Genomic DNA, 25,765 nt, shown 5'->3' on the forward strand with positions numbered 1-25,765 from the left:
TTTTAAAATCTACTAGTAACGTAAATTTATTTTAACTGTAATTAAAGTGTTTTTTTGTTGTTAAATGTAAATGTTTAATTAATGCACTTGATTAAATAAACTATCGTGCTATCTAATATTATATGAAAACAAGGAAGGGAAAATGAAAAAAATAGTCATAGGAACAGTGTTAACTATTTGCTGCTTAGTGGCAGCGTCAACAGTTATAGAGATACACTCTGAACTAATAGTTTTAAAGGCTTGCGTATTTGAAAAGAAGGTGCATTTAGATCAATCATACAATGCAATTGCAGATAACTATCAAGGGATTTCATCACCAGTCTTAAGAAATAGATTGGATAAAAACTATAACCGTCAAGTTGCTGAATATAATGAGTTTCTTATGCTTGGCAGAGCAGAACAAATAAAAGAATGCAAACAAAACTCCTAATCAGGAGTTTTGGAAAACAATTTCGCTGCTATCGTCTTCAAGTTTGATAACTTCATAGCTTAAATTATTACTAGTTCTACTATTGTAAACATCAAGAACTTTATCTAGATAGTATAGATTTTGTTCGTTAACCGAACGTTTTATGTCTACTTTATACTTTTTACAATATGTATATAGTAAGTAGTTAGTTATTCCTAGCGATAGTAGAAAGTGAGTATTTGCGACAATCGGTGATTTTTTACGATTTCCTGCTTTTCCCCACACCGCACCGTTAAGTGTATTTTTTGAGTAAAATATAATTCTTTTTTTATCCATTTGAAATTCTCCTTCTTTGATTTAAATAGATATAACAGCTTTTTTATGATTATCAATATTTCAAAGAACGATGGAAGCTTGAAAGATGTACTTAATGTGCTATTAAAATGTATATAACTAAACAAAAATGGAGAGTAAATATGTTTAACAAAATATTCTTATCAACAAAACAACCGCACAGAATTGAAAGTAAAGAAATAACCGAAAAACTATCAGTAGTGTTCGACCATCACTCTCAGAACAATAAAGCGATTGATGAGTCAGTAATAAGTTTAACACTGAATGCAATGGTGGTTGATACTGAGAATGACTTTGAGTTTGAAATGACAGCTACCGCTATTTGTAAAAATGATTCTGATGAATGGATTGATCTAGAAGTTAGTTTTGAAAATAAAGAATTATTTAGAAGCATTCTTATAGAAAATTATGGTTTAAATGATTACGACTATGATACTCACGACAAATATTTCAATCTTTATTTTAAAGCTTGCGAAAATGATATGAAAAACTTAGCTAAGTTTCATTTTATTGCACATCATATGAATTACGGTATTGATATGCACATTCCTGTAAAACTAAAAGAAGCAACATTGATAGATGATAAGCTTATTACATCGTTTGAAAGTAAGTACAGTAAAGATAGTTTTTTAATGATAACGGACACTGAAAATAATAAAGAGATTGTTAATTTGTCGTGTTTTAAAAAACTTTGTAATGAAAGAGGTCTTGCTGAATCAGTTCTGAAAGAAAGGCTTTCTGATCTGGCTACAACTAATTTCTATATCAATAGAAGAGAAATTGTTGAAAACTCAAAATGTCAGAATAAAGAAAATCTAGGATTGAGTGAAACGAACAAATCTAAACGAACTCTTAATAAAAGACGTTCAATCTAATTAAGCATAACGAGGTAACTTATGATAATAAAAAAAGATAACATTATAAAGCAAGATGAAGAGGTTAACTATTACCCATATTTTTATTCTAAGGTAAATCATTGCCCAATTAGCGGTAATACATTTAGAGATTTCGAAGAAGAACAAATCTGTCTATCAACAACTTTCATTGATAAGGAAAACGATATTACATTTACTGTTCATTGTGACGGATGTTCAGATAGAGGTGATTGGTTTGACTACAAGTTCTATACAAATGACGTAGGATATTACATTCATTTCGATGATGAAGAATATCTAGAAGAACAAATATACAAAAAATTAGGTGTTACTTATGATGCTCCAAAAGTAGACAAATTTGCACAAGAGTACAGAGATTCAGTAAAAGAACAAGTGATTGAAAGAACAAAAAATGAATACTTTGCTAAAAAGCTTAGAAATAGAGAAGAACTTAACATTCCAGTTGAGGTAAAAGAAGCGAAAATCATAGATGATAAGTTAATCACATCTTTTCAAAGCAAGATTGGAAAAGATAGTGTTTTAATTGTCATTGACAAAGAAAATAAAGTTGATGTAGTTAATTCAGCAACTCTTAAAAAAATTGCTTCAGATAACAACACTTCAAAAGATTCACTTTTAGAAAGAATGACTGATCTTTCTAAAGCTAATCATTACGCTAATAAAGATAAAATATTAGAATCATCTAAAAAGGCATTGAACAAGAATGAAGTCGATAACACTTTAGATCAGGACGTTAAAGCAAAACGTAAGTTCAAAAGATAAAGAGCATGTTTTATGACTAATAATACTTAGAAAAAGCCGCTTAAACAGTGGCTTTTTTCTACCTTATTAAAATCATTTGTTCATAATATAAACAATGGAAATAGTTTCCATTTCCTCTTTAGGTCCAGACCAAACCAATGTATGCTATGTAACATAACAAACATTACATAGGTGCTCTTATGGCAAAAGGTGAATCAGGGCGCATAGTGCTCGAAGTTGAACCTGAACTAAAGAAAGCTCTTTATTCAATACTTGCGATGGAACAGCAAACGTTGAAAGACTGGTTCGTAGACAAAGCACAAAGACACATTAAAGAAAAAAAATCCGAGCTAATTCAAAGCTTTTCGAAGGTAGACGATGAAGTTTAAAGCAGATCAAACCTCACAAAAATTAAGAGGTGGCTATTACACACCACAAAATCTAGCTGATTATGTATCAAAGTGGGTGTTAAGTAACAACCCAAAAACCATACTCGAACCGAGCTGTGGTGATGGTGTGTTTATTCAAGCTGTAGCTAATAATGATTGTGACGCTAGTATCGAGTTATCTTGTTTTGAATTGTTCGATACAGAGGCTTCTAAGGCTCTTGAACGCTGTAAGTTAAACAACCTTGATAATGCCACTGTTACAGAAGGTGATTTTCTTGTTTGGGCGAATGAACAGCTCAAGAAGCAAAAGCCGATATTTGAAGGTGTGCTAGGTAATCCTCCGTTTATCCGTTACCAGTTCCTTGAGAAAAATTTTCAAGAACAAGCTCAATTGGTCTTCGAGCAACTTGATCTTAAATTTACCAAACACACTAATGCTTGGGTCCCATTCCTATTATCTTCATTAGCACTTCTTAAAGAGGGTGGAAGAATGGGTATGGTCATTCCTTCTGAGATTAGTCACGTAATGCACGCTCAGTCATTGAGAAGCTATTTAGGTCATATTTGCTCAAAGATTGTGATCATCGACCCTAAAGAAATTTGGTTTGAAGACACGTTACAAGGTGCGGTGATTATCCTTGCAGAGAAAAAGAAAGATTCTGATGAACCGTCACAAGGCGTTGGTATCGTAAGTGTTAGTGGTTTTGAATTCCTTCAAGACGATCCAGATATCCTTTTTGATAATACGGTTGGAATCAACGGTGAAACAGTTGAAGGAAAGTGGACAAAAGCTACTCTTGATATTGACGAGCTTAAGCTAATAAAAAAAGTAATCGCTCACACTGATGTTCGTAAGTTTAAAGATATAGCCAAAGTTGATGTTGGTATAGTAACTGGTGCTAACAAATATTTTCTTGTGGATAATGAGACAGTTACAACTTATGAACTAGATAAGTTTTCTCACCCTATGTTCGGTAGAAGCCAACATTGCCCTGGCATTATCTATGATGAACAGCAACATATTGAAAATCAAAATCAAGGTTTACCGACTAACTTCTTATACATAGATGAAGAGTATGAAGACCTATCTGTAAGAGTTAAAAGCTACATAGCATTAGGCGAAGCAGAAGAGTATCACAAACGCTATAAGTGCCGTATACGCAAGCCTTGGTTTAAAGTTCCTTCAGTGTATAGCACAGAAATAGGTATGCTAAAACGTTGTCACGATGCACCACGTTTAATTCATAACAAAGTTGGGGCGTACACTACTGATACCGCTTATAGAATTACCTCGACTGTCACTAACCCAGAAAACCTAGTTTGTAGTTTTTTGAATCCTCTAACCGCAATAACTGCTGAATTAGAAGGGCGGTTTTACGGTGGCGGTGTTCTAGAACTTGTTCCATCTGAGATAGAAAAGTTATATATACCTGTTGTTGAAGGGCTTGAACATAATGCTGATGAACTTAATCAGTTGATCAAAGAAGGTCAGATAGAAAATGTCATTCGTCAACAAGGTTCGTTAATCTTAGGTAAGCTTGGTTTTACTCAAGAAGAGAATGAAAAGCTTGTAGAGATATGGAAAAAGCTCAGAGACAGAAGGTTACGCAAGTAAAAGTATAGAGAAGGGAATCAATGCAGCTAACACGCCGCATTGATTCTATCTTAGATGCTTACAGGCTTTTGTAAAGCTCTTCCACTGTTGGAATTTCTGAATCTAAATCCCCTAAGTCAAAGAGATTTTTAATCAAATCGTCCATTTTGACTTTCTCTTGTTCAAATTGCCTTTCGAGAATGATTTTTTCTCTATCACCTGCTTTTTGAACTTGGCCATATAGCCTATTCAAAGACTGCTGTTGTAAACAAATCTTATCGTGTGTTGCTTTCTGTTTTGGTTTATCAAAATCAATAGTCGGAATAGGCATTCTCGTTTGAACCTTTGTCCCACGAGCGACAAATCCACCCCTGAAAATCTCACCATAAATAGAAGCGAACCATTCAAGATACTTTGATGTAAGAATTGCTTGGATATAATAGATAGAATATTTAACGTCAGTAGGGACGTTGACAATGCTATAACCCGCAGTTCCGCCAGAAGATACGAAAGTTCTATGGTTATCAATGCTGTATTTATAACCATTGGATAGAACTCCAACAATCAGTTTTTGGTCAACATCGCAGTTCTCTAAAGCTTGGCTGCGTCCGTATCTATACCACTCATCGGGTCCTGTAGGATCGGGTTTAATTGAACGTTTCTTATCATTCAGGTGAACTTTAACAACGTGTAGAAACTCAAACAACTTAGGGTAGTGACGTTTAAGATCATCGTATTCAATAAACTGGATTCTATCGCCTACTTTTTTATATGGATAAACAACAAATGAATTAGGCTCAACATCTTTATAACTATAAAAACTATCATCACCTGAACGATTAGTTTCAAAGTAAGGGCGAGTCAGTTCTTTTTCGATATGGTATTCAACACCATCATACTCGAAATATACAAATCCATTTTCAGATTTTATTTCTTTATGAATATAGTATTTATTAGCACTTGTTTGAATGCCATTCGCTACGTTGCTCTTTCCTACGATCTCGCCTAGTTGCTCAGATTTTGAGAACATCCGATTCAAAATGTCGTTTGTTTTCTTTTCTAAAACCCAAGTATCAGAATCAAGTGAACTTGTTTGATATGAACTTGATAGAAGTGATTTGTCTTCACGAGTCAACCATTTCTTAAAGTCTTTTACCTCAGAGAAAGAAAATTCATCGTGATCTGATTTGTTTAAAAACAATAAACAAGTGTAAGTTGTTTTGTTCTTAAATACTTGATGTGAACCAAAAGAAACGAATTTTGATAGATATTTGTTGTCAGCTAATAGCTTACGTAGATTTTTACCTGCACCTACCTTTATGAACTTAGAAGGTAGGATATAACCTAAGTAGCCACCATCTTTAAGAACTTGCATTGAACGTTCAACAAATAGAAAGTATTTATCGAATTGTTTAAAGGCAGATTTATATTTCTTTTTGTAGATGTTTAGCTCCTTAGATGTCAACTGCTTCATATGTTCAGTTGCCATATAAGGTGGATTGCCAACGATCACATCAAATTGATAGTTCGAAAATTCAAAAGGATTAATCGAACAAATGTCGTCTTGTTTAACTTTATCGCCACTATCGATCAAACTATTACCGAACAATATGTTTGTTTCGATTGCAGGAAGAATAGGCGTGTTGTTTCCAATGGTTTCTTTTGTTTCGCCTTCAAGAAGCTTCAAAAGTAGACCAAAAGCACAAGCTTTTGTAGCGTTGTAATCTTTATCAATACCAAAGATACATTTGCAAAGAATTTCCTTTTTTACGTCAAGCTTGAGTTTGTATGTATGCTCTGAAAGTTGTTGAAGCTTAGACTTATCGTGTTGTAAATAATAATCTACAAGAATATCTTGAAGAGATTGGAATACTTCAATGATGAATGCACCTGAACCACAAGCTATGTCGGCAAACTTAGAGTTCAAAATCTCAATATCTGATTTATCTTTACAGTATTCAACAACTGTATTTCTAATGATCTCTTTTACTATATGGGTAGGAGTAGTAACAACATCTCGATCAATATGTTCTTCTTTCGGTTGAATTTGAACGTTTCCAAGTTCATCAACACGAACTTTCTCACTTAAGAAAATTTCATAGATATTACCTAAAATATCAGAAGAGAAAACAGAGAAAGAATAGGTACTTTGAGGGAAGTATAATTGTTCGATAATACTCCAAATACAAGAGTCTTTATTATTAATTAGTTCATCAATGTATTCAAGTGCAAATAATCCCGAATTATACTTTTTATCTGATGCATTTAACTTGTGAACTAAAGATTTAAAATCTTTTTCCTGTGCGAAGTGATAAAGAGTTTCGTACTCTTCTAAGTCTCTATCTTCACAGACACGAAGAAAAACAATGCTATTAATGTAATTCTGAGCAAGGTCGTTCAACTTTTCTTCTGAAAGTTCATTTTTTATGTGCAAAAACTCATTTGCAAGACGCAAACGCCAGTCGTTTATTTGTTTAAGGAATAGGTCATCAACACTAAACTTTAGTATCTTATTTTCAATTTCTGACCATTCGTTTTCGAACTGACCAGTGTAAACACTTTCTCGACCAATCAGATTGTTAATCTCATCAAACTTATCGACCAGTTCAGTGAAGTGATACAGTTTGATTCTAGAATTTGTTACTGAATCTGTTTCTTTTACTTGGTTAGAGCAATCATAGATTGCGGTATATTCAAAGTTTGATAAGACAGAAATTTTCAACTTAGCAGTGAAACCATAACGTCTAACTTGTAGAGCAGGATCGATAGCAGTTGATACATCGACACTAGGCTTTTTGGCTTCAAGAAAGAATTTACGTTCAGAAAATAATCTAAAGGTATAATCAGGCTTTTTAGTGTTATCGCCAGCTCTAGCCTTTAAACCCTCTTCAACTAACACTTCACGTTCGTTTGTCGGCTTTCCTGCTGCGTTAGTTATGTCCCAACCTAGTATTGAGAAGAGCTGATCCAAAAAATCAGTTCTTAGTTGAGTTTCGTTATATTTGGCAGAGCGATAATAATCAACATCATTTTGATATTTCTCAACCAATGCTTTTAACTGCGTTTTTTTACTCATTAATAATTCCATTAATCAATACACATACTTCTTCATCGGTAATGGAGAATTGTCTAAGAACCTTTGAAGTTATATGGACGTTGTTACTTTTTAAAATCTTGTTTAGATCTGACAAACGACTTCGGAAAGAATCTAAAGAGAACAATTCGCCTCTTTGACTATAGAAAACTCTATTATAGGGTAATTCGCTTCTAACCTTTTCTAATCGTGATGAACGTCTATTTGAAAAAATATAATTTTTCAAAACACTTTTTAATCTAACGTTTTTTATAAGTTCTAAATTGTCAGTTGATAATGAGATAACATCTTCTATTCTCAAATGTTTTTCTTTCAGGATGATTAGGAGAATTAATTTAAATTCAATAGAACATCTATTAATTGCACTTTTCTCAGAAAGTAAAATACTGAAATTCAATTCTTTGTTTATGTTGCCTAGAATGACAGTAGAGAATGTTCTTTCAACATTTTGTTTCTTAAGCTGATTATCATTCGTGAGCCAAGTGATAAACCTAAAGCAAACGTTGTAGTAAGCTTTTGCAGTAGTCGGTTTTAACTTGCCAGTGCTAACTAAATTAAACAAATAAGTGTTTAAAAAAACATCAATAAACTGTTGGTCTTGCGGCTGATCTGGCTTGATGGAAGCAAAGTCGTTAAGACGCTTTAGTGACCTGATATAAATACCTAGATCCTTCACTTGGCTTGATACCAACTCATCTAACCATTTTCTTTGGTCATCGCTTAAGTTAAAGGTAGGGTAGAGAGTCATTTCAAGTCGTTATTCGCAGCATATAGTTCACAGATACCTAGTGTTGAAGTATCTCACACCGGGTTCATATCGCAAGGTTTTGTCGCTAAAACAACGGCTTTCTGTGCTGAAAATGGGTGTTCTAAGTCTTTTGGGACAATAAAAAAGCTCTACCGTAGTAGAGCTGATCTAGTAAACCTAACAGAAAAAGGTCTACGCACACACAAACATAAGAGACTAAACTAAATGAAATAAAGTCTTACATAAGTATATATATATCATAACAACAAACTGTCAAATTAAATATTATTTTGTCCTTTATTTAAAGAGTTTATTTTGTTGAAATATTTATCATTTAATTCTTTGTCTATTACAATGTTTATGGTTAATTCTTTTGAATCTTCTTTGCATTGATTGCAAACGACTATATAACCGACCTTATTTAAAATCTTTTTCAGTGTCTCGATTTTAAATCTTCTATGATTTGAGAGTAGATAACTTACTGTTGACTGACTTTCACTAATAACCTTTGCAAACTCTATTTGTTCTAATTTTGACTCATCAAATCTCTCAATAATTGCATTCCAAATAAATTCTTTTTCGTTCATTTTAAAATCCTTGTTCTAATAATATCATTGTTATCATAAAAATATGATATATCAATATATGAAAAGAAAATTTATCTATATGTGTGTTGAAAAAAGAGAATCCTATGTTTCAATAATAAATATAGGAGAAGATATTATGATATTAAAAATGAAGAAAGTGCCATACACTTTCAATGTAGTTAGAAAAGAAGAAAAGAGCCACATTGAATTAGATAAGAACGGAAAGCAAAGACTTGTTAAGAAAACAGACAATGTAGAAGGTTCTGCTGATTTTGGAAATCATATTTACTACAACGTGAGGAACGAACAAACAGGTCGTTTGTGTGAAAATCGTTGTGATATGTTTATGGGTATGAATCCACGCCTTACGGATTTTGGTCAATGGCTAAAGTCGAAGGGGAAGAATCTTAGTCCTAAAGAGCTAAAAGCCGCTTGTTTTGAAGAAGCTGAACGCCAAAAAAACTTTTTAAACGAAAGGTTTATATTTAATAAAAGCCCTTTAGAAAAATATTTAGATGAACACGGAGAATGCTTAGACACTAAAAAACTGTTTATGTATAAGTTGAATGTAACTTTTACAAAAGACGAATACAACAAAATGTTGGAACATTGTAACCGTGATAAGTTCAAAACAAAAATGATGATGAAGAAAATAAAAGATGAGATTATTTGTAGTTTCTTTAATCAAATCAAAAGAGATCAAAAGATTGGTCAAGACGTTGATGGTTGGGAAACAACGATAGAAGATTTAATAGCAATGGATAATTTTCATATCAAAGGTGAAGCTAATCCCCATATACATAGCTATATGCCACCGTTTGATCCTGTGACTAATCGTTTAATGAATTGTAGAGATTTCAGAAATGCAAAGAAAATGGCTCATTTGAAAATAGAGAAGAAATACAAAGAATTTTTACTTCAAGGCATTGCTGAAGGTATGGATAAAATTGAAGGGAAACAGCAACGTAGAGAATATCTAAGACAGCGCATTTCACATCATAACTCTTTGTCAAAAGGTATAGCTGATTATCGTGCGTTACAAGCGTTAGTAAAACAAACATATGCCGAAGGTTTATCAAATCCTGAAAAGCTACAAGATCTTTTGAAAGCTAATGGCATAAGGGAAATAAAAGCAAATAAAAATGCTGTAAATCTAGCGTTTGAAAGTTCAACGACTTCATTTATGAATACTACATCTATATTCAATATTGAGAGCTTCCGTGATCCAAAGTTACGTAAAATGCTTAGATCATACGGAGAAAGAAAAACATATGATGAAAACACGTTTACAAAAGTTCACGAAGTAGAAAAAATTGTAAAATCGAACTATGACAACATCGTTAAACAAATGAACGATAAGCTTTCTGATTCACCTGAATCTGAGCATAAGCGTATTAGAAAGACAATGTTCAAAGTCTTTGCACGAAGAATGAAGAAAGATGGATTGATGATGGATCTGACAAAACAAGGTGGTTTGTCTTACATTGTAATGTCTACTAATAACTTCAAATCGGGTAAGAATTTAACACTGTCAGCTCTAAAATCTTCTCTTATGGTGAATGAGTTATATCACGGTAAAACACTACTAGAGTTGTTTAGCCTAGAGTCTGAAGATATTGAACAGCACAATATTAAGTATATGTCTTCAGTACCAAAATCCATAAGGTATGGTAGAAAAAGAGTTCACATTGTTCAAGAAGGTGATGAAGATAACACAGTTAAATTTGAGCTATTCAGACAGAAAATGACACAAGACTATCTAAAGTATCTAGGCGCAGTAATGATAGAGCAAAGAAATGGTTTTGTGCTGAAAAAAGGTAGTAAGCCATTGATGAAGGTAACTAAGGGAGAAAACGATAGTTGTAGAGTTTCATTATCTGATGTTTATCCTAAACAAGCTGCTGCTTTACTCTTAGATGTGTTTGTAGATCAAAGCAAGAACTTGCAAGATACAGAAGTTCTAAGGGTATTTCCTGTTGAACTGAATGGAGACTATCAACATTTAAGAGAGTTACACATTAAACTGTTGTTTTCTACTGATAAAAATACTCGAAACATTGTTGTTGAATATCCAATGATGGAAAATGATTCAAGACTAAAAGATATGATAGCAAATGAGGTTAAAACCAAAATCGTACAAATGGATAAAAAGCATAATACATGTTATAAGAGAATAAAGAATAAAAGTTATAACTTTACAGAATCAATGGGGATTAGCTTATTAGGTAAAGAAAGCTTTGTTCCGTATAAGGATGAAATTGAGCAAAAGCTTAACGAACAAATTATTGATTTAGTTGTAAATCATAATGTGAAAGAAATAAAATTTAATAGAAAGATCGATGCCGAGTATTTTATAGAAAATAAAGGTAAATTATATGAATTATCCCAAAGTATGGATAATGCTAGTAAAAAGAAACTTGATGATTTCTATAAACAATTTACAAATTCAGATTCAACAAAACCTGTAAGTAAACAAGTGCAAGATGAAACGAATAGAAATAGAATTAGAAATAAACTATAAAAAGAAAACTCTACATAATGTAGAGTTTTTTTGGCTTAGAACTTAATAATGATAGTTTAAAAACTTTAAATATATATAGATATATCAAATTGAACTGGAAAGTCAACGTTTCACTAGTTTTTATTTTTTAGTGATTTTCCTTTGCTGTCTTTTTCTTTCTTTACTGTAAAGAGATCATCGGGTATTTTTTTAATGTGATACTGATGATAGAACTCATAAAACATAACTAAATAAGTTTTTTGTAATTCTTGCAAAGCCAGAGTTGAATAGAATCGTAACAAGTGCTTTGTTCGCTTTCCTTTCGTCTCTGAGAAATCACTTATTACAGAATTAATAAGAACTCTATTCTTATCGCCTTCTATAATATCTTTGTTACCATTTCGTTTATAACTGTAATACTCTAAAAATCTAAAATTGTTCACGACATAATCTGAAAGCTCTCTAACTTTTTCAGTGATTTTGAAATGGTCAAAATGTTCTATAAAGATTTCTTCTTCAAAAATGCTATTTTGTTCAATTCTTTCTTGATCTGAACCTGTCTCCAACTGTTCAGATATTTCTTCAATATCAACTGTTGGTGAACCCAAAAGCATAAGTTTAATAAGAACGTGCGGCAATTCAAAACTATCAACGTGATACTTCTTTCTGCAGTAGTGGTTAACAATGTAAGCTAAAGCTTCGTTCATTTTAGGATTATCATAAACGTGTATCTTTCCATTGTGTGCGTCTACATAGACTTCTTTAGAATCAAATTCGTGTACTTCGTCAAAAAGGGCTGCATATGAAGGGTGAAGAATCTCTTTCAATTTGTTTAGAAAAATTCGGTCAGGAACGTATGAGAAACCTATAGAACGTTTTGCTACGTTAGATTCGAACTTGAAAGCAAAAGCGATGTTGCTATTGATATGTTTCAATCTGTATTCGAACTCAGCGTTTTTAATCGCTGTATCTCGATCAACACCGTCCTTTTCTTTGATAGCCAATGGAAGCTCTGTATAGCGAACCTCGATTTCGTTATGACGCTCTTTTTTGATACAAGACTGTATCAAGTTAGTGAAAGAAACTTGCAGCTTCTGATAAGTGGTAGAGACGTTTCTGTATTTCTCAAAGCAATCAGGATATGCTTTGATCGTTATTGTGTTTCTAAGAAAGCTGAGTTTCAATCCTGTCAAATCTTCATCAGCGTAAAACCCTTGTTTTTCCCTCTTTATTTCAAGGACTAAAGCTTTGATAGTGGCTAAAACTTCATAAACGTACAGCTTTTGTATTTCTTCACTATCTTTGTCTATGAGAATTTTTACATCTTCAAGTCCATCATCTAAATTACATGTCGTTATATGTGCAATAAATTTATCAATTATTTCTGATATTTTGCTAATGTGCGTTTTAGATGCAGTGTAAAAACTGTCTGGAAACTTTGTGATATAAATTGTTTTATTCTTACTATCAACACGTAGTTGAAGTCCATTCCAATTTACGCTTTTAATACAAAATCCTTTTGCATTTCTTTTCTGCAATCTTTCAATGTTTTGAAGAACATCAGTGATGTCTTCATCAAAGTTTTTTAAGTTCATCTTGATCTCCAATCTTGTGTATATATCTAAATTAAAACATTAATGGAATAATTTTCAATATTGAAGAAAATAACCTCTGTCGTTCTTTGAAGTTATGTTTGTAAATAAGTTGTGTACTTACTCAATAAAATAGCTTTAAAAAGGGGTATACAATTTTTTGTTTTTCTGTATGTCTATAAAATCAAAGTAGAATAATTGACTTAATAAAGGCTAATGATTTAATGAAAGTAACAAACAAGGAGAGTGAAATATGAACGATAAAGAAAGAATAAATCAAATTAATCTTTACGAAAGGGCTTTTAGAAAGAGAAATACGATAACGGATAAGAATAGGGCAGAGTTAGTTTATAACGCTCTAGGATTAGATTCTGATAAAATATATCAATATGAAATACGTACAAGAAGAAAGTTAATAGCAATTGATAAAGTAAAAAGAAACGATAAGGAAGGCTTTAAGAAAGCTGTAGAGGAATATCAAAAAATTAATCGTGAAGCGGTGGCTTACATATTAGATAATAGTTGTTTAACTTCAATTAAAGACTTACGTAGACCTAACTTAATAGATTTATTGATTAAGCGAAACCCTGTTTTAGTTGCTCATAACCAACACTTTGAAAGTTTAAACGAATGCTTAAGACTGTTAGAACGCAATCCTGAACTCAAAGAAAAGTATGATCAAGAATTAAGACAAATAAATTTAAACTATCAGATAGTAAAGATGTTGCATAAGGCACTAAAAGAAAAAGACAATCAACAATATCAAGATATAAATGAGATAGTCGCAGAAAGGTTTGAACAGTTACCGAGAGCGATAAACATAAACAATTCGGGATTAGATGTTGTTGTAGAAGGTTGCTTGCGAAGAGAAGCATATCTAGTTGATACTCACCCCAACTATGACATTATAAAAGCTGAGGTGTATCACCCCTCAGTATTTATAGCGAAAGCAATTCTTTCTAAAGCAATGAATCAGTTTGATTAAGACAAAAAAACCGCCAACAAAGGCGGTTTTCTTAATTTCAATAGAAATTAACGCATATTAAAATCAGTTACGGTAAGAGCATAGATATTCTCAATTTCTTCACCTGCTTTGACCTTTAACTCACGCTCATACAGTTTATCTAGTGCAACTACAGCTTTATCGAAACCATCTGCTTTTGCAGCTTCATTAGCATCAGCTTTGAAACGCTTACGGTATACCACAAGCAGGTTTTCGTCAGATTCTAGAGGTTTCGCACCTTCATTATCAACAAGGTATGTATAAAGTGTTGGAGCTTCTTCTTGTAACTGGTCAACTTTGTAAAGTTGGTATGTTTGTCCTTTAGGACGAGTGACGCTAGTAGATGTAGTTGAATCTTCACTAGTATCAATACGAACAGATAAACGATCACGCAGTTTAGAATCTGCTTTGTCGATGTTCTTTGTTACAAAAGGAAGAAGAAGGTCTAAAGCAATTTCGATTTCCGTTGCGTCAGTAAGTGATAATAGGCTTTCAACTGACTGTTCAATTTTTTCTTTTTTCTCAGAAAAATCTTTTTGAATCTGTAGAGCCTTTTCAAGTTGTGCTTGAAGCTCTTCAGGTGACATCGTGCGTGGATCGAAAGTAACTTGTGCTGACATAACGTATCTCTCATTGAATCATTGAAGTAGTTCGTTAGAGAAACATTATGGTAAGAATGTTTTTTTGTCAACATAAACAATAAAAAACATTGAAACTAATCGTATCAATGTTTTCTTCATAGACCTATCTTCGAAGTTTGTTCTTATTTTGTGATTTGTTTTTGTTTGAAACATTTTCTTGTAACTGTTGCTCAGTTTCATCAGTAATATCATTTAATGCTTCAGCTCTAGAATCATCTAAGACAGTATTCTTCTTGGACTGTTTTTTATCTTCAGTATCGTCTTTTCCAATTCTGGCATTATTTTCTGATGTTAAATCTTTTTTTGGAGTATCAACCTTATTGTCAGAACCAAGTTTCACAGTATCATTCTTAACACGTTCTAAAGCGTCTTTGAATGCTTGATCTACATCTTCATCTATAGTGATCTTATCAATATCAAGGTAATCTTTTTCAACAATCTCTTTGAGAGCTGTTTCAAAATTTTGTACACCTTGTTCTGAATATGGAAAGTTAGCGATATGCTTATCTTTAACAAGCATTAGTCCAGCTACAATTTCTTCAGGGCTAGGAGAAGGACCTAGCATAGCTTGTCGCACTGAACGAGTTAATGGATTACGTTTTAGCTTCATTACCTTTTTATTATCGTGAATTACGTCACTTCCTTTAAGTTTGAAACCGTTGTCCAGTAAAAAAGTTTTCTGACGCTCTGCGAGAATCTTCCTTCTAGAATTTTGCTTTTTAATCGCTTTCTTTATTTCATCTTGATTTTTATTATCAAAATTTAAATCATCATCTAGTTCAGAAATGTAATCTAGATTATCATCAACGACTTCTTTTGCTAGGGTATCTAGTTCATTCTCTTTGAGTTGAGCATTATCCTGATCGATACCTAGTTGTACTTCTTGTACTTCATTTGAACTTTCTTCATCTTCTATAGTGACATTCTCAACAATGTTGTCTTGTTGATTTTCATCATTTTCTTGAATGATTGGTTCTTCGTTGTTTTGTTCTTCGTTTTTAATTTCATTACTCATTGTAAACTCCTTGTATATTTTAAAGTAATTAGGTTTTTATATTTTGTTTTGCTTCTGTGATAGTATTTTCTGATACTGCTAATAATACTTGAAGTGTTCCGATCATTAGCAAGCAATAGAATACGATCTTGAATGTAAATGGCACTATTTCAGAAACAAAATTAGAAATTGATAGGCTCATCAAGTTTAATGATTCTGATAAGTCAGATAAAATGAAATATAACATTCTATCGTGAATGTCTGGTAAATCTAACGCAAACATTACCAACACAGCGATATAAATAGTTTCTACAAATAGCTCAATTGCAATTGCAATTAATCCATATTCTTGTTCTTCTACTGTCTCTTTAAAAGCAATCAGCCAAAATAGATTTGAGTCGATTATGAATTCGAATATTCTAGAAAATATATATAGCCAAAAATATATTTTCACCCAATAGATCAAGCTAATTCCTGAGAATCCACTGCTTATCAATAACGAACCTAACAAAGAAAATATTTGAGAAAAATCTAATTTGAAAAAACTCAAAATATAAGAGGAAGTTAGCAATGTTTGAGCTGTTTCTTGCGCTGAATACGGATTTTCTTTCACTAATTGATTAGCAAAGATTGGTGTTACAACGGCTGTTGCTATACTAGCTGAATGTGCTGCTGTTTTAGCTAGTTTGCTTGCCCCACCTATCACAATACCGCCTACACCATCAGATATTGGTAATAACTTTTGAGCTGTAGAACCTATATAAATTGTTAAACCTGTGCTGATTGCAGAAGCATTCAACATCATAAATTCATTTGTGGTTGTGTCGCACATTACGCCATTTTTAAGCTGATTAGGATAATTTAAACAAGTAATCATTCTTTGAAATGGTGAAGTTAAATCAGTGTTATAGACACTCTTAAATATCTGTTGTAACGATGGTATAAATAAATGCTCTAGATTCAGTAGATCGAGATTATCAAAGACTAGTTCTTTCTTCTGTTCTCTATTCAGTGTGAATTTTATATTTTCAATTGCAGTATCTTCATTAACAAAATCTAAATAAGAAAGGTTTGCTATAGTAGATGATTCAATACTTCTAGACTGTAACAAATCATCAGAACCATCTAAAAGTAAATTAACTGGATCTTTAACTATATCTAGAACACCATAGAGAGCACCTAGTCTATCTCTATAATCAGGATTATAATGAACTAATACTTTTATCATTTCAGCACATAACAAATAAGAATAATCACAATATTTATCTGCTTTACTGACTAATTTGTTCCAAGTGAATTCTTTTGGAGACAAAATCTTCTTTTCGTCATTGTTTTCTAATTCATCAAAAATGTAAAGCAATGCGTATCTGTTATCGAGTATGTAATTATCTGTATATACTTCGTATATATCAAAATCATCAGATTTATATTGCTTAGTAAAAAAATCTATAGAAGCACAAGAGGCTGCAACTTGCATAAATCTTTGTAGTGTATATTCGTCTGCACCTGTTAAATCATAATCATAAATAGTAGGGCAATATGAAATAACAGGATTTTCAAATGCAATTGATTCAAAAGATTTATTGAAACCATTTTGAAAGTTTGCGGTTTGTCCATCATCGACAAAACCTGTAAACTCTACATTCTCAATTTGGTCTTTAACCTTTTGAGCGTGTGCAATCATTGCTTGGAAATAATCAATTACAAGTTCTTTCTCTAATTTTTTCAGATCAAATTTAAAACTTGTAGATTCTTGATTGTATCTGACATTTTCATTGAATGTGTATTTTTTCGTTATTCCTCCCATTGCGAATTCTACTCGATACTGTTCAGCATTGTATTCAATACTTAATGTATCAGTTAACTTATCGCTAGTTTCTATACCTAGCAAATATGTATTTGTGAAGTCATAGAATTCTAATGCAAAATGTTCAGGTGAAATTACTTTTATAGGTTGAATCTTGAATGTCTCATTCTCTTTGTCAGTTACAAACAATTCAAGTTCTAGAAACGTGTCAGCGAAGAATGTTTGAAAAAGTGTAGGTATAGTTGTCTCTTCACTAATAAATTTCTCTTGACCATTTTCTAACATCACTTCTCTTTCAAATGTTATGTTCATAAAAATTATGCAAATTAATGCTATAAATGCTCTTTTAGCGGTATGTACATTAAATTCATTGAGTGTTGCTGATATAATAGTTTGAGCGAGAAACCATATGAAAAGTGCAAGAAAAAGCCCATTAGCTAAAGCGTCTGACGTTTCTTTCAACAAACCAATATAAACATTAGCTTCAGCAGGTATGTATGATTCGTTAATCGTTCCAATATTCTCATTACCAAACAGAAATGCAAGTGATTCTGATATGATCGGAAGTTCTATTTGTGAAATCGTTGGACTTGCTGAAATGTTTTTTGCAAAGAAAAAGATAAAACAAACAAAGAAAAGTATAGTGTATCTAATATCAAATTTTTTGCATTTATTAAATGTTCTAGAAATAACTTTGATTTGCGGAGTGTGAACAAATCTCAAAAACCTAAATGGTGATAACAATAAACAAACAAAGAAAGTGAGAATAGAAGTAAAGAATCCTTTCTTATTGCAATTATTTCCCTTGTTTGTGTTATTGTTTGTTTGTGTTTTTAAGTTATCTTTATCGTTCATAATATCATTACCTCGCCATAATATTTTTATATCATAAAAATGTGATATGACAAGGTAATGCTATATATTATTCCTCTCGTTTGTTTTTCTCTTCTTGTTTTTTTCTTCTTTTATTTTGTTTATCAATTGTTGAAACTTTTTTAGCTACGGTTGCACCAGAGGCAAACATTGCAATATCTTTACCTCTGTCTAGCATTTGACTACCTTGAGCTAATGAATTCTCTTTAGATATGTGCGACATAACCTGAGCTGCGCTGCTAATAATATACTTGTACATAAATAAAATCACAAACGGAACGACAATGATCAATGCAAAATAACCAAATATCAAACTTATTACTTTCGTAATTAAACTATCACCGCTATCAATTAGGTTCATACTTGAAATCGTTGGTAAGTAATTGAGTATTAATTCTACAAATATAAAAAACAGATAACTTACAATTGGAATTATCGCACTCATGAAAATTGGCGAAAAATACATCATAATAAATCTCAATAACATCTTCTTTTGTTTTTCAACAGAAAAACTTGTCATAAGAGAGACAGAAAGAAAGAAGATTGCAGAATATATGAAATACTCAAAGAAGTAATACTGAGTTGCATAGTAGAACGTAGACACAATAGATGGAATGAAGTAGATGAATTCCATCATTGCACTTGCAATGATTAAAGCTGCACCTAGATATGTTACAAGTTTTGCACCAGCTTTGATTACATCAATCAGAGACTTAAACACCAACACTTTTGAACTTTTACCAAATGTCGCTTTTATATTGTTTTTATCGTTGTGCTTTCCAAAATCTAAAAAAGCTGAAATAGCTGTACTTGCACCGTATGCGGTCAAACCGACAGTAAGTAACTTAGTTCCTTCTTCTCTCATATCGTTCAGTGATTGATTCCACTCCCTTACACCGTCAAAATCATCTTGAACGTCATTACAAGTTTCTACGTCACCATTGCACACGAACCTATTTATTCTGTTCAATTTGCTTGCAGCGTTATCAGCATAGTTAGTAAAACTTGCTTTAATCGCTTTTGTATTGCCTTCAAGAGCGTTATCTAACAAAGTTGAATCATCAAGGTTGTATTCAAGCATCGTTGAAGTGATGTCATTAGACATATTCTCTATATCTAGATCAATCTGATCTATCAATGAAGCTAAATGCTCATTCACCATCGAGATAGTCGTTTCGACCATCGGCTCATCGTCAGCAGTGAAATCAGGTAAAGCTTGTGAAATGTCGAACATTGAAACATCAATCAGACGAGCATAAGTTTTCGTGTGTTCATTAGATTTTCTTTTTATGAAAGAAATGAACTCAGATTGAGCTTCACCACCTTGATTATATAAGTGAACTAGGCGCATTTCGTGACTAGTAAAGCCCTCTAAAGCTTTGAGATGTCCTTTAGCAACTTTAACATACTCAGCTTTTAGGTATTCGCCTTGTTGTTTTGCTAAAGCATTGCTAGAAGATCTATAATCTTCAACTAAAGACTTAACTATAGATTCATTGTCTTCATATCTATAAGCAAATGAAGAGATAGGTGCGACAGTATCATTTTCAAATGACACACAATCAAACTGATGAATCATTCTATCTTCGTCTGAATCTTGAAAATATTTTTGTACAGATTCTTTTGTTTTCTTAAGAAACTCACCATTAGCAATACATCTTTCACCTTTTATATTTTCAACTATTTTTTCTGAGTTACTTTGTAGTTCATAAAGGTTGTCAAAGTTTCTTTCAATAACGACTTGTTTGTTGTATTTTCCTTCTGTTTTTATTGAACCAAAAATTACACCTTTTAAATATTCTTGACTGAAGAAATCAATAATTATTTCATAATCTCGAATAACAGGAATTGTCGAACCATATTCAGTAATATAAGCATTTTTTATTAGTTCAAGATTCTCTGCATATTTTCTTTGTGTGATAGCATTATGCAGTATGTCTTTAAGTTTAATTTTAATCATTTTATCAAACAAAGACTCTGAAATGTTCATTACTGGAAATTTAACATCACCACAGTTTTTTACTTCAATACCGACCAATTGACCGACTTTACCGAGTCTATAGCCAATTTTCCTTTCATCACTTTTATCAACGTCTATAATGTATGGTACGTTTTTTCTATAGTAAAACTCACTTAAATCTTTGTCCGTTTTAAAATGATCAAACCAGTATTGGCGAGTTTCAATGTGATAAATTTGATTATTGCTAATACACGTAAAAAGCTTGTTGAAGTCCATAATGTCTTTTAGTGCTTCATTGTCAGTTGAGTTAGCAAGCACTTGAGTAGATGTTCGTTCATCTTTCTTTAACTCAGAAATCATCGTAATTCTTGCTACTTTGTTTGCCGACCAAATGCTAGAACGAACTTGTGCGATTTGTGCGTATTCTGCATAAGTAAAAAGTAAGACTAAAAACCATAGAATTGAGAAAAAAAGAATGAATTGAATAACACTATTTTTTTTTGATTGTTTTTTATCTTGATAGAAGTATGTATGTAGCAAAAATAGTACAAGACAAATAAGCAATGGAATAGAAACAAGACTTAGATTCATTATTTTTTCTTTCTTTTTAATCTGTGACTGTGCAGATTCGTTTTTTTGAATTGCTTGAGTATTGTATCGCTGCGCTGTATCTTCGTGTAAGAAAGCATTCTCTGAATACGGATAGATAAATGCTTCTGAAGAAGCAGAAGATTTATATTTTCTTGCGCTTATGTCTAACGAGTGGCAAACGTCACCAGTCGCTTTTGAATAACTATATTCACCATTTATTCTTAAATCATTCAATGTTTTTATGCAACTATCGTCATTATATGATTCTTTTACATCACAACCAGACAGTACAAAAACAAATGATATAGTTAGTAATATTCCTTTTAAATTAATCATTATAAATTCCTTTTTCTCTCTATTTTTCTATATCATATTTTTATGATATTACAATAAACAAAAAGGAATAATTAGGAATTACAGACACAAAAAAAGCACTTTTTCCTAAGTGCTTCTTGTTAACTGTCTAGATTATTTTTCTTTAATTTCAATGCCACAAGCAATTTTTCCATTTCTTACATTAGTATCATTTTGATTGAACGCTAACTGTCTATTTTTCATTGCTTCGCAAAAAGGTGAATCTTTTTTAGGAAAATGTTTTATGTTTTCTGTGATATAAATCTCACCTGATGTTATGGATTCTAAAAATCTAACATCATCTATCTTATTGCCTTTCATATGCAATTGCTTAAATCGTTTGATTTCACCTATCTTCAATTCTTCAAGATTGTGATTATCATTAATGTATAGAGAGTAAGCGTGATCGTTAGGTAACTCACTAAGATCTATACGTTTGATAGCTGATTTCTGTTCTTCTGTTTCAGGGAAAATCATAATAGTAATGTCTTTTTTAACTCTACCGAACTGTGCATAACGGCTTTTGTAAGAGCTGTTCATAACAGTTATGTCCATATCAGGACAATCAAGAGTAGGGATGTTTTCTTTTTTCCAAGATTGTTCTATGAACTTAGAGTCTATTACACATTCTGCGAATGATTGTGAAGCGAACGCTAGTGTTGCAAGTGTTATAATTTGTTTTGTAGTAATCATAATTATCTCCTATGTTTGATTTTTCTACTACTAAAATTAAAATTTTAGTTACTCAAAGATTAAATAAAAAGACTTCGCATATTTCAATTAATCTTTCGAGTTATAGTTTTTACCATATAGTTTTTCTATTTTTTTATCTGCTGCTCTGATTAGTCTTCTGCATTCCTTTTCTACACCAGAAATATAGACTTGCTCCTTTGTAGTTAACTTAAGACTTTTTTCTTTTTCTTTAATCAGTTTTTCCTTTTCCTTTAATTCCTCAAGTAATATCTTTATTTCAATTGGAACGTTATTTAAGCCTACTTTCATATACGCAGGGTTAAAGTTTTTAGCAGTAGATGTTTCGGGATCTAGAGGCTTATTCTTTTTTGGATTTTTAGTGTTATCAGTTAATGCTGCATCTTTACCAACAGTCTTTCTAAGTTGTTTTAAATCTATTGGTTTTGAATCAGTAATCTGTGCTCTTAGCAAGTCAGCGTTGTTCATAGTTGTTCTCCTTTTGTTGATATATTAAGTTCATTTACAAGAGCTTTGATTTCACGGGCTGCTCTACTATGTTTTGTCTGTGGCAGTTCTAGAACTGAAAACCCAAGATCACTTGCTTTAACGTAATCTGCTCTTTCGTATATGACAGAATCAAGCAGTTCAAGATACTCAAATGAATCTACTCGTTTAATTAAATTTATAAATCGTGGACTGCTTTTACTCGTTCTATGATGTATGCGGCAAGCAAAGACTTTACCAACAATCTTTTTATTTGTTTGTTGAGAAACTTGTTTTAGAGTTTCATTCATCGTCTCAAGACTTTGTAGGTCGATTTCTGATAGTCCTGTTGGAATTAAGATATGATCAACGATTGAATAGATAACACGGTGGTCTGCTGAATCGTATCCTCCAAGGTCATATACAGCATTTGCATTGTTCTTTTGTATAAAATTAAAGTAAGTTTCAAAGTTATTGATTACTTCAATTGAACCATCGTCTTTGAGTTTTCTTTCGAAAGATTCAAAGATAGATGCTTGTTTCGGTTCAATGTTTTTTTTCTCTGCAACAATAATTCTGTTTTGATTCTTATAACTCAAGTTTGAAGTAGAGTCGTGAGAAATCATCAGTGAGTCTTGAATTGATGAGTTAATTTGCTCTGCTGCTGTGCTTTTGCCAACACCGCCTTTACCGTTTGTTAATGCTATTGAAGTTGCCATATCTTTTTTCCTCTAATGTTTAATGTGTTTATGTTTATAACATATCAATCATTTCTTTTATGTAAACATATCAGGACCATTTGATTTGTGCAAACATATAAAAAATGTTTATTTTTAAATGTTTTTTGTGTTTGTTAAATCTTGAAAAAGATTGATTTTAAAGGAAAAAACATTTGAAATAATCTACAAGTTACTAGTATTTCTCGTTTTTAATTACTAGTAATAAGTTCAAAAGCATACTAGTAAGATACTTCTCAGTTACTAGTATCAGCCACCATTGGCACAACCTTGCAGGTGATAGGGCAGAGATTTGTTTAAAAAAATAACGCTCTTTGAGCGTCATTTCATTTCTGATGTGATTGTATATAGTTATTGAACATCTAAAGCCTTTCGAAGTGTTGTAAGTTCTTCTTCTGTTAATGTAATGACTAAATCATCAACGTAGTTATCAAAGATTCGATTTACGCAATACTGTTCATCTATTTTAGTTAGTCTAAACTTATGTGTATTTCCCAACACTATGTCAAAATTAGCAAAGTTAATTCCTTTTGCTTTGCGTTTAAAGCTCTCATTAGAGAGCATAAAAACTTTACTATGGTCTTTGTGTCGTCTAGGGATTGCTTGTAAAATAATTTCTTTTAAAACGTTGTCTAACATACTTCCTCCTACTTAATAAACCCAGCGTATTTTAAAGTTTCTGTCATCATTTCTATTGTGTGTGGTAAATCTGCGACTAGAGCACAAGCAATTAGCATTAAAATAATTTCTGGATAATCCTTCTGTGAAGCACCTTCTGATTTCTTTTTTAATTCATATATGTATCTAATAAAGTATCCAATAGCTACAAGTTGCAGTATCTCTAGAATGTTTTTGGCTTTTTCTAGTAACTCTTTTTTATGTGTTCCATTTGTTCCTTTTTCATCAAGAAATTCTTCTAAAGGTTTCATCAATTCAGAGGCATTTTGATCAAAACAAGCTGCACTTGTTTCATTAAATGCTGAACAATAAGCAGAACTTTCACCCAATGTAGATTTGACAAATAAATCTAGACTCATTTGATAGTTGAAACATAAAGCTGATGCGATAAAAGTTATAACAATTGAACTTGTAACGTTTTTAGGATTGTTCGGATTATCAGCATTATTTTTCAGTTTTACTATTGCAATTATCATTAACATTATTCCAAGCGCAGGTGCAAGAATATCAATCATTCCAAAGATATTACCTAGCATTTTGCTTAGGTTAGATTGTGTGCTTGTAGGGTTCGCAGCAAATGTAATGTAAGTGAAGTTTGTTACAAGCAATATAAACATTGCCTGTATGTTTTGTTTAAGACTATTCATTATAATTTTCCTTTTCTGTTATATGAATAGTTAAACATCACGTTTTTTTTAGTCAAACTTGTCGAAGAACGAGTTTTTATTTTTTGTTTTAGGTTGTGAATATTTTAGTTGAAGATAATTTTATTCTTGAAAATTAATTTTATCATTATAATATTTTCATGATCGATGGTTTTTTATTCATTTAATATTTTTAGTATTAGCTTTATTTTTAAGTGTTTGACTTTAAAATGATTGTTTTATTTCTTGAATATAATGAATTAAATGGTACTTAAATGTATAAGCACATAATTAAAGAAGGAATATATAAAATGAAATTAAAAGAACTTATGATAGCTACAACAACACTTTTCACTGCATATTCTCAAGCTGCTTACTACGCAGTTGTAAACGTTCCCGTGGCTATAGGTGGCTCTGATCAACCAGAAATCTTAGTAACGAAAGACGCTCCTGAATCAACGACAGGAACTTATAAAGTATTAAACGCACAACTTTTGACGACCAACACAGTGACGAGTGATGATGGTTGTGATGTAGAGCTTTCAGGTGATGAATTCAACGGCACATTCACTTACATCAACAATGGTTGTTCTCAGGACGATTCATTCACATTGCTAGGCACAAAAGGAGCTTTAAAAACTGTAAAGATGTGGAATATCTATAACTGTGATTTCACTAAAAATGAATGGTTAAAAGCAGCATATGACGGTATTGATGGTCTAGTGTTTAATGCAAGATCTTGCAATATAGATGGTAGTAGAGTTCGTTACTTGATGAGCTATGACTCGATTCCTGCTACATACTTAAAAGAAGTTAATATCAATTATAACGGGCACGAAGGAGGTTCAGGTGAGTTACCAGAGGGAGGTTCAGGTGAACTACCTGAAGGTGGTGCAGAACCTGGCATTGGAGAAGGAGCGACTGATCCCGTTTTCATATTGCCTAATATCCAAGTAATCTACGGTGATGTTGTTGTTGATAATCCGTTCTTAAAAGAAATAGATATGTCCAATCTTTATTACATCACGGGTACTAAAATTAGATTAAATCCAAATGCTGAAGAGATCTCATTTCCAAATCTTAGAAACCTTTATGGAATACCCTTTGACGTTGAATTTTTAGGTGCAATGAGCCTAAGAGAAATTAAAATGCCAAACGTTCGATATTTAGGAACGCTTGATATTCGATACACGTTTCTTACTGACCTAAGAAATCTTGGTAATTTGCGTGAGGCACAGATCAAAGTAGGTCCAACTGATTTCTTCGGTTATGTGCCGATCATTGACTTCCCTGATAGATACTCTCATTTTTGCTATGGTGTTAGAACATCAAAGATACAATTTGATGAAGCTCAATCACAAGCAAACGCTGTTCAAGCTTGTTCACTTTAAATGAAAAACACT

The 25,765-nt window shown here is 32.0% G+C and carries 22 protein-coding genes; 8 read left to right on the top strand and 14 right to left on the bottom strand.

All coding sequences use genetic code 11. The annotated features are described in order from the left end of the window. The first annotated feature begins 142 nt into the window (after nt 1-142). A complete protein-coding gene (locus L0991_03625) occupies nt 143-430 on the top strand; it encodes a hypothetical protein (protein ID XGB63165.1) in 288 nt (95 codons plus the stop codon). Here L0991_03625 and L0991_03630 read toward each other — a convergent pair whose 3' ends face one another. Beyond that, nucleotides 431-745 (bottom strand): hypothetical protein, encoded by a 315-nt coding sequence (locus L0991_03630; protein ID XGB63166.1) that lies wholly within the window; start codon nt 743-745, stop codon nt 431-433. Nucleotides 746-885: 140 nt separating this feature from the next. On the opposite strand from L0991_03630, the gene L0991_03635 reads away from it, so the two are divergent. From L0991_03635 to L0991_03650, 4 genes are all read left to right on the top strand, one after another. After that, on the top strand, nt 886-1,638 hold the full coding sequence (locus tag L0991_03635; GenBank protein XGB63167.1) for a hypothetical protein: 753 nt from the start codon (nt 886-888) through the stop codon (nt 1,636-1,638). 21 nt (nt 1,639-1,659) lie between these two features. Further along, nucleotides 1,660-2,421 (top strand): hypothetical protein, encoded by a 762-nt coding sequence (locus L0991_03640; protein ID XGB63168.1) that lies wholly within the window; start codon nt 1,660-1,662, stop codon nt 2,419-2,421. A gap of 179 nt (nt 2,422-2,600) precedes the next feature. Further along, entirely contained in the window at nt 2,601-2,789 is a 189-nt protein-coding gene (locus L0991_03645) for a hypothetical protein (protein XGB63169.1), read from the top strand. Beyond that, entirely contained in the window at nt 2,779-4,404 is a 1,626-nt protein-coding gene (locus L0991_03650; GenBank protein ID XGB63170.1) for an N-6 DNA methylase, read from the top strand. Before L0991_03645 ends, L0991_03650 begins: the two co-directional genes overlap by 11 nt. A gap of 58 nt (nt 4,405-4,462) precedes the next feature. Here L0991_03650 and L0991_03655 read toward each other — a convergent pair whose 3' ends face one another. The 3 genes from L0991_03655 to L0991_03665 form a co-directional block, all read right to left on the bottom strand. Then, the gene (locus L0991_03655; protein ID XGB63171.1) at nt 4,463-7,459 is read right to left on the bottom strand and encodes an Eco57I restriction-modification methylase domain-containing protein; all 2,997 of its coding nucleotides are present in this window, start codon (nt 7,457-7,459) and stop codon (nt 4,463-4,465) included. Then, nucleotides 7,452-8,225 carry a hypothetical protein gene (locus L0991_03660; protein ID XGB63172.1) on the bottom strand — a complete coding sequence of 258 codons (774 nt, stop codon included), beginning with the start codon at nt 8,223-8,225 and terminating at the stop codon, nt 7,452-7,454. Before L0991_03660 ends, L0991_03655 begins: the two co-directional genes overlap by 8 nt. Nucleotides 8,226-8,503: 278 nt before the next feature. Beyond that, on the bottom strand, nt 8,504-8,812 hold the full coding sequence (locus L0991_03665) for a helix-turn-helix transcriptional regulator (GenBank protein ID XGB63173.1): 309 nt from the start codon (nt 8,810-8,812) through the stop codon (nt 8,504-8,506). A 58-nt stretch (nt 8,813-8,870) separates the two neighbouring features. On the opposite strand from L0991_03665, the gene L0991_03670 reads away from it, so the two are divergent. Continuing rightward, on the top strand, nt 8,871-11,333 hold the full coding sequence (locus tag L0991_03670) for a hypothetical protein (protein XGB63174.1): 2,463 nt from the start codon (nt 8,871-8,873) through the stop codon (nt 11,331-11,333). A gap of 113 nt (nt 11,334-11,446) precedes the next feature. On the opposite strand, the gene L0991_03675 is transcribed toward L0991_03670, so the two are convergent. Next, nucleotides 11,447-12,907, bottom strand: a complete 1,461-nt coding sequence (locus L0991_03675) for a hypothetical protein (protein ID XGB63175.1) — start codon at nt 12,905-12,907, stop codon at nt 11,447-11,449. 250 nt (nt 12,908-13,157) lie between these two features. Here L0991_03675 and L0991_03680 point away from each other — a divergent pair, with 250 nt between their 5' ends. Next, nucleotides 13,158-13,889 (top strand): hypothetical protein, encoded by a 732-nt coding sequence (locus L0991_03680; GenBank protein ID XGB63176.1) that lies wholly within the window; start codon nt 13,158-13,160, stop codon nt 13,887-13,889. A 47-nt stretch (nt 13,890-13,936) separates the two neighbouring features. Here L0991_03680 and L0991_03685 read toward each other — a convergent pair whose 3' ends face one another. The 9 genes from L0991_03685 to L0991_03725 all read right to left on the bottom strand — a co-directional run bounded on the left by L0991_03685 (nt 13,937) and on the right by L0991_03725 (nt 24,365). Continuing rightward, nucleotides 13,937-14,527: a hypothetical protein gene (locus L0991_03685; GenBank protein ID XGB63177.1), complete on the bottom strand. Its 591-nt coding sequence runs from the start codon at nt 14,525-14,527 to the stop codon at nt 13,937-13,939. A 124-nt stretch (nt 14,528-14,651) separates the two neighbouring features. Continuing rightward, complete coding sequence (locus L0991_03690; GenBank protein ID XGB63178.1) at nt 14,652-15,563, bottom strand: hypothetical protein; 912 nt, start codon at nt 15,561-15,563, stop codon at nt 14,652-14,654. A 28-nt stretch (nt 15,564-15,591) separates the two neighbouring features. Further along, a complete protein-coding gene (locus L0991_03695; protein XGB63179.1) occupies nt 15,592-18,204 on the bottom strand; it encodes a hypothetical protein in 2,613 nt (870 codons plus the stop codon). A gap of 67 nt (nt 18,205-18,271) precedes the next feature. Further along, the gene (locus L0991_03700) at nt 18,272-21,109 is read right to left on the bottom strand and encodes an ABC transporter permease (protein XGB63180.1); all 2,838 of its coding nucleotides are present in this window, start codon (nt 21,107-21,109) and stop codon (nt 18,272-18,274) included. A gap of 132 nt (nt 21,110-21,241) precedes the next feature. Then, nucleotides 21,242-21,820 carry a hypothetical protein gene (locus L0991_03705; protein XGB63181.1) on the bottom strand — a complete coding sequence of 193 codons (579 nt, stop codon included), beginning with the start codon at nt 21,818-21,820 and terminating at the stop codon, nt 21,242-21,244. Nucleotides 21,821-21,907: 87 nt separating this feature from the next. Continuing rightward, the gene (locus L0991_03710) at nt 21,908-22,306 is read right to left on the bottom strand and encodes a hypothetical protein (protein XGB63182.1); all 399 of its coding nucleotides are present in this window, start codon (nt 22,304-22,306) and stop codon (nt 21,908-21,910) included. Then, nucleotides 22,303-23,022 carry a hypothetical protein gene (locus L0991_03715; protein ID XGB63183.1) on the bottom strand — a complete coding sequence of 240 codons (720 nt, stop codon included), beginning with the start codon at nt 23,020-23,022 and terminating at the stop codon, nt 22,303-22,305. Before L0991_03715 ends, L0991_03710 begins: the two co-directional genes overlap by 4 nt. Nucleotides 23,023-23,391: 369 nt before the next feature. Continuing rightward, nucleotides 23,392-23,679, bottom strand: coding sequence for a hypothetical protein (locus L0991_03720; GenBank protein ID XGB63184.1), 288 nt, complete (start codon nt 23,677-23,679; stop codon nt 23,392-23,394). An 8-nt stretch (nt 23,680-23,687) separates the two neighbouring features. Continuing rightward, nucleotides 23,688-24,365: a hypothetical protein gene (locus L0991_03725; GenBank protein ID XGB63185.1), complete on the bottom strand. Its 678-nt coding sequence runs from the start codon at nt 24,363-24,365 to the stop codon at nt 23,688-23,690. Nucleotides 24,366-24,673: 308 nt separating this feature from the next. On the opposite strand from L0991_03725, the gene L0991_03730 reads away from it, so the two are divergent. Beyond that, nucleotides 24,674-25,753, top strand: coding sequence for a hypothetical protein (locus tag L0991_03730; protein XGB63186.1), 1,080 nt, complete (start codon nt 24,674-24,676; stop codon nt 25,751-25,753). Nucleotides 25,754-25,765 lie beyond the last annotated feature (12 nt).

This window comes from Vibrio chagasii, assembly GCA_041879415.1.
Classification (GTDB): domain Bacteria; phylum Pseudomonadota; class Gammaproteobacteria; order Enterobacterales; family Vibrionaceae; genus Vibrio.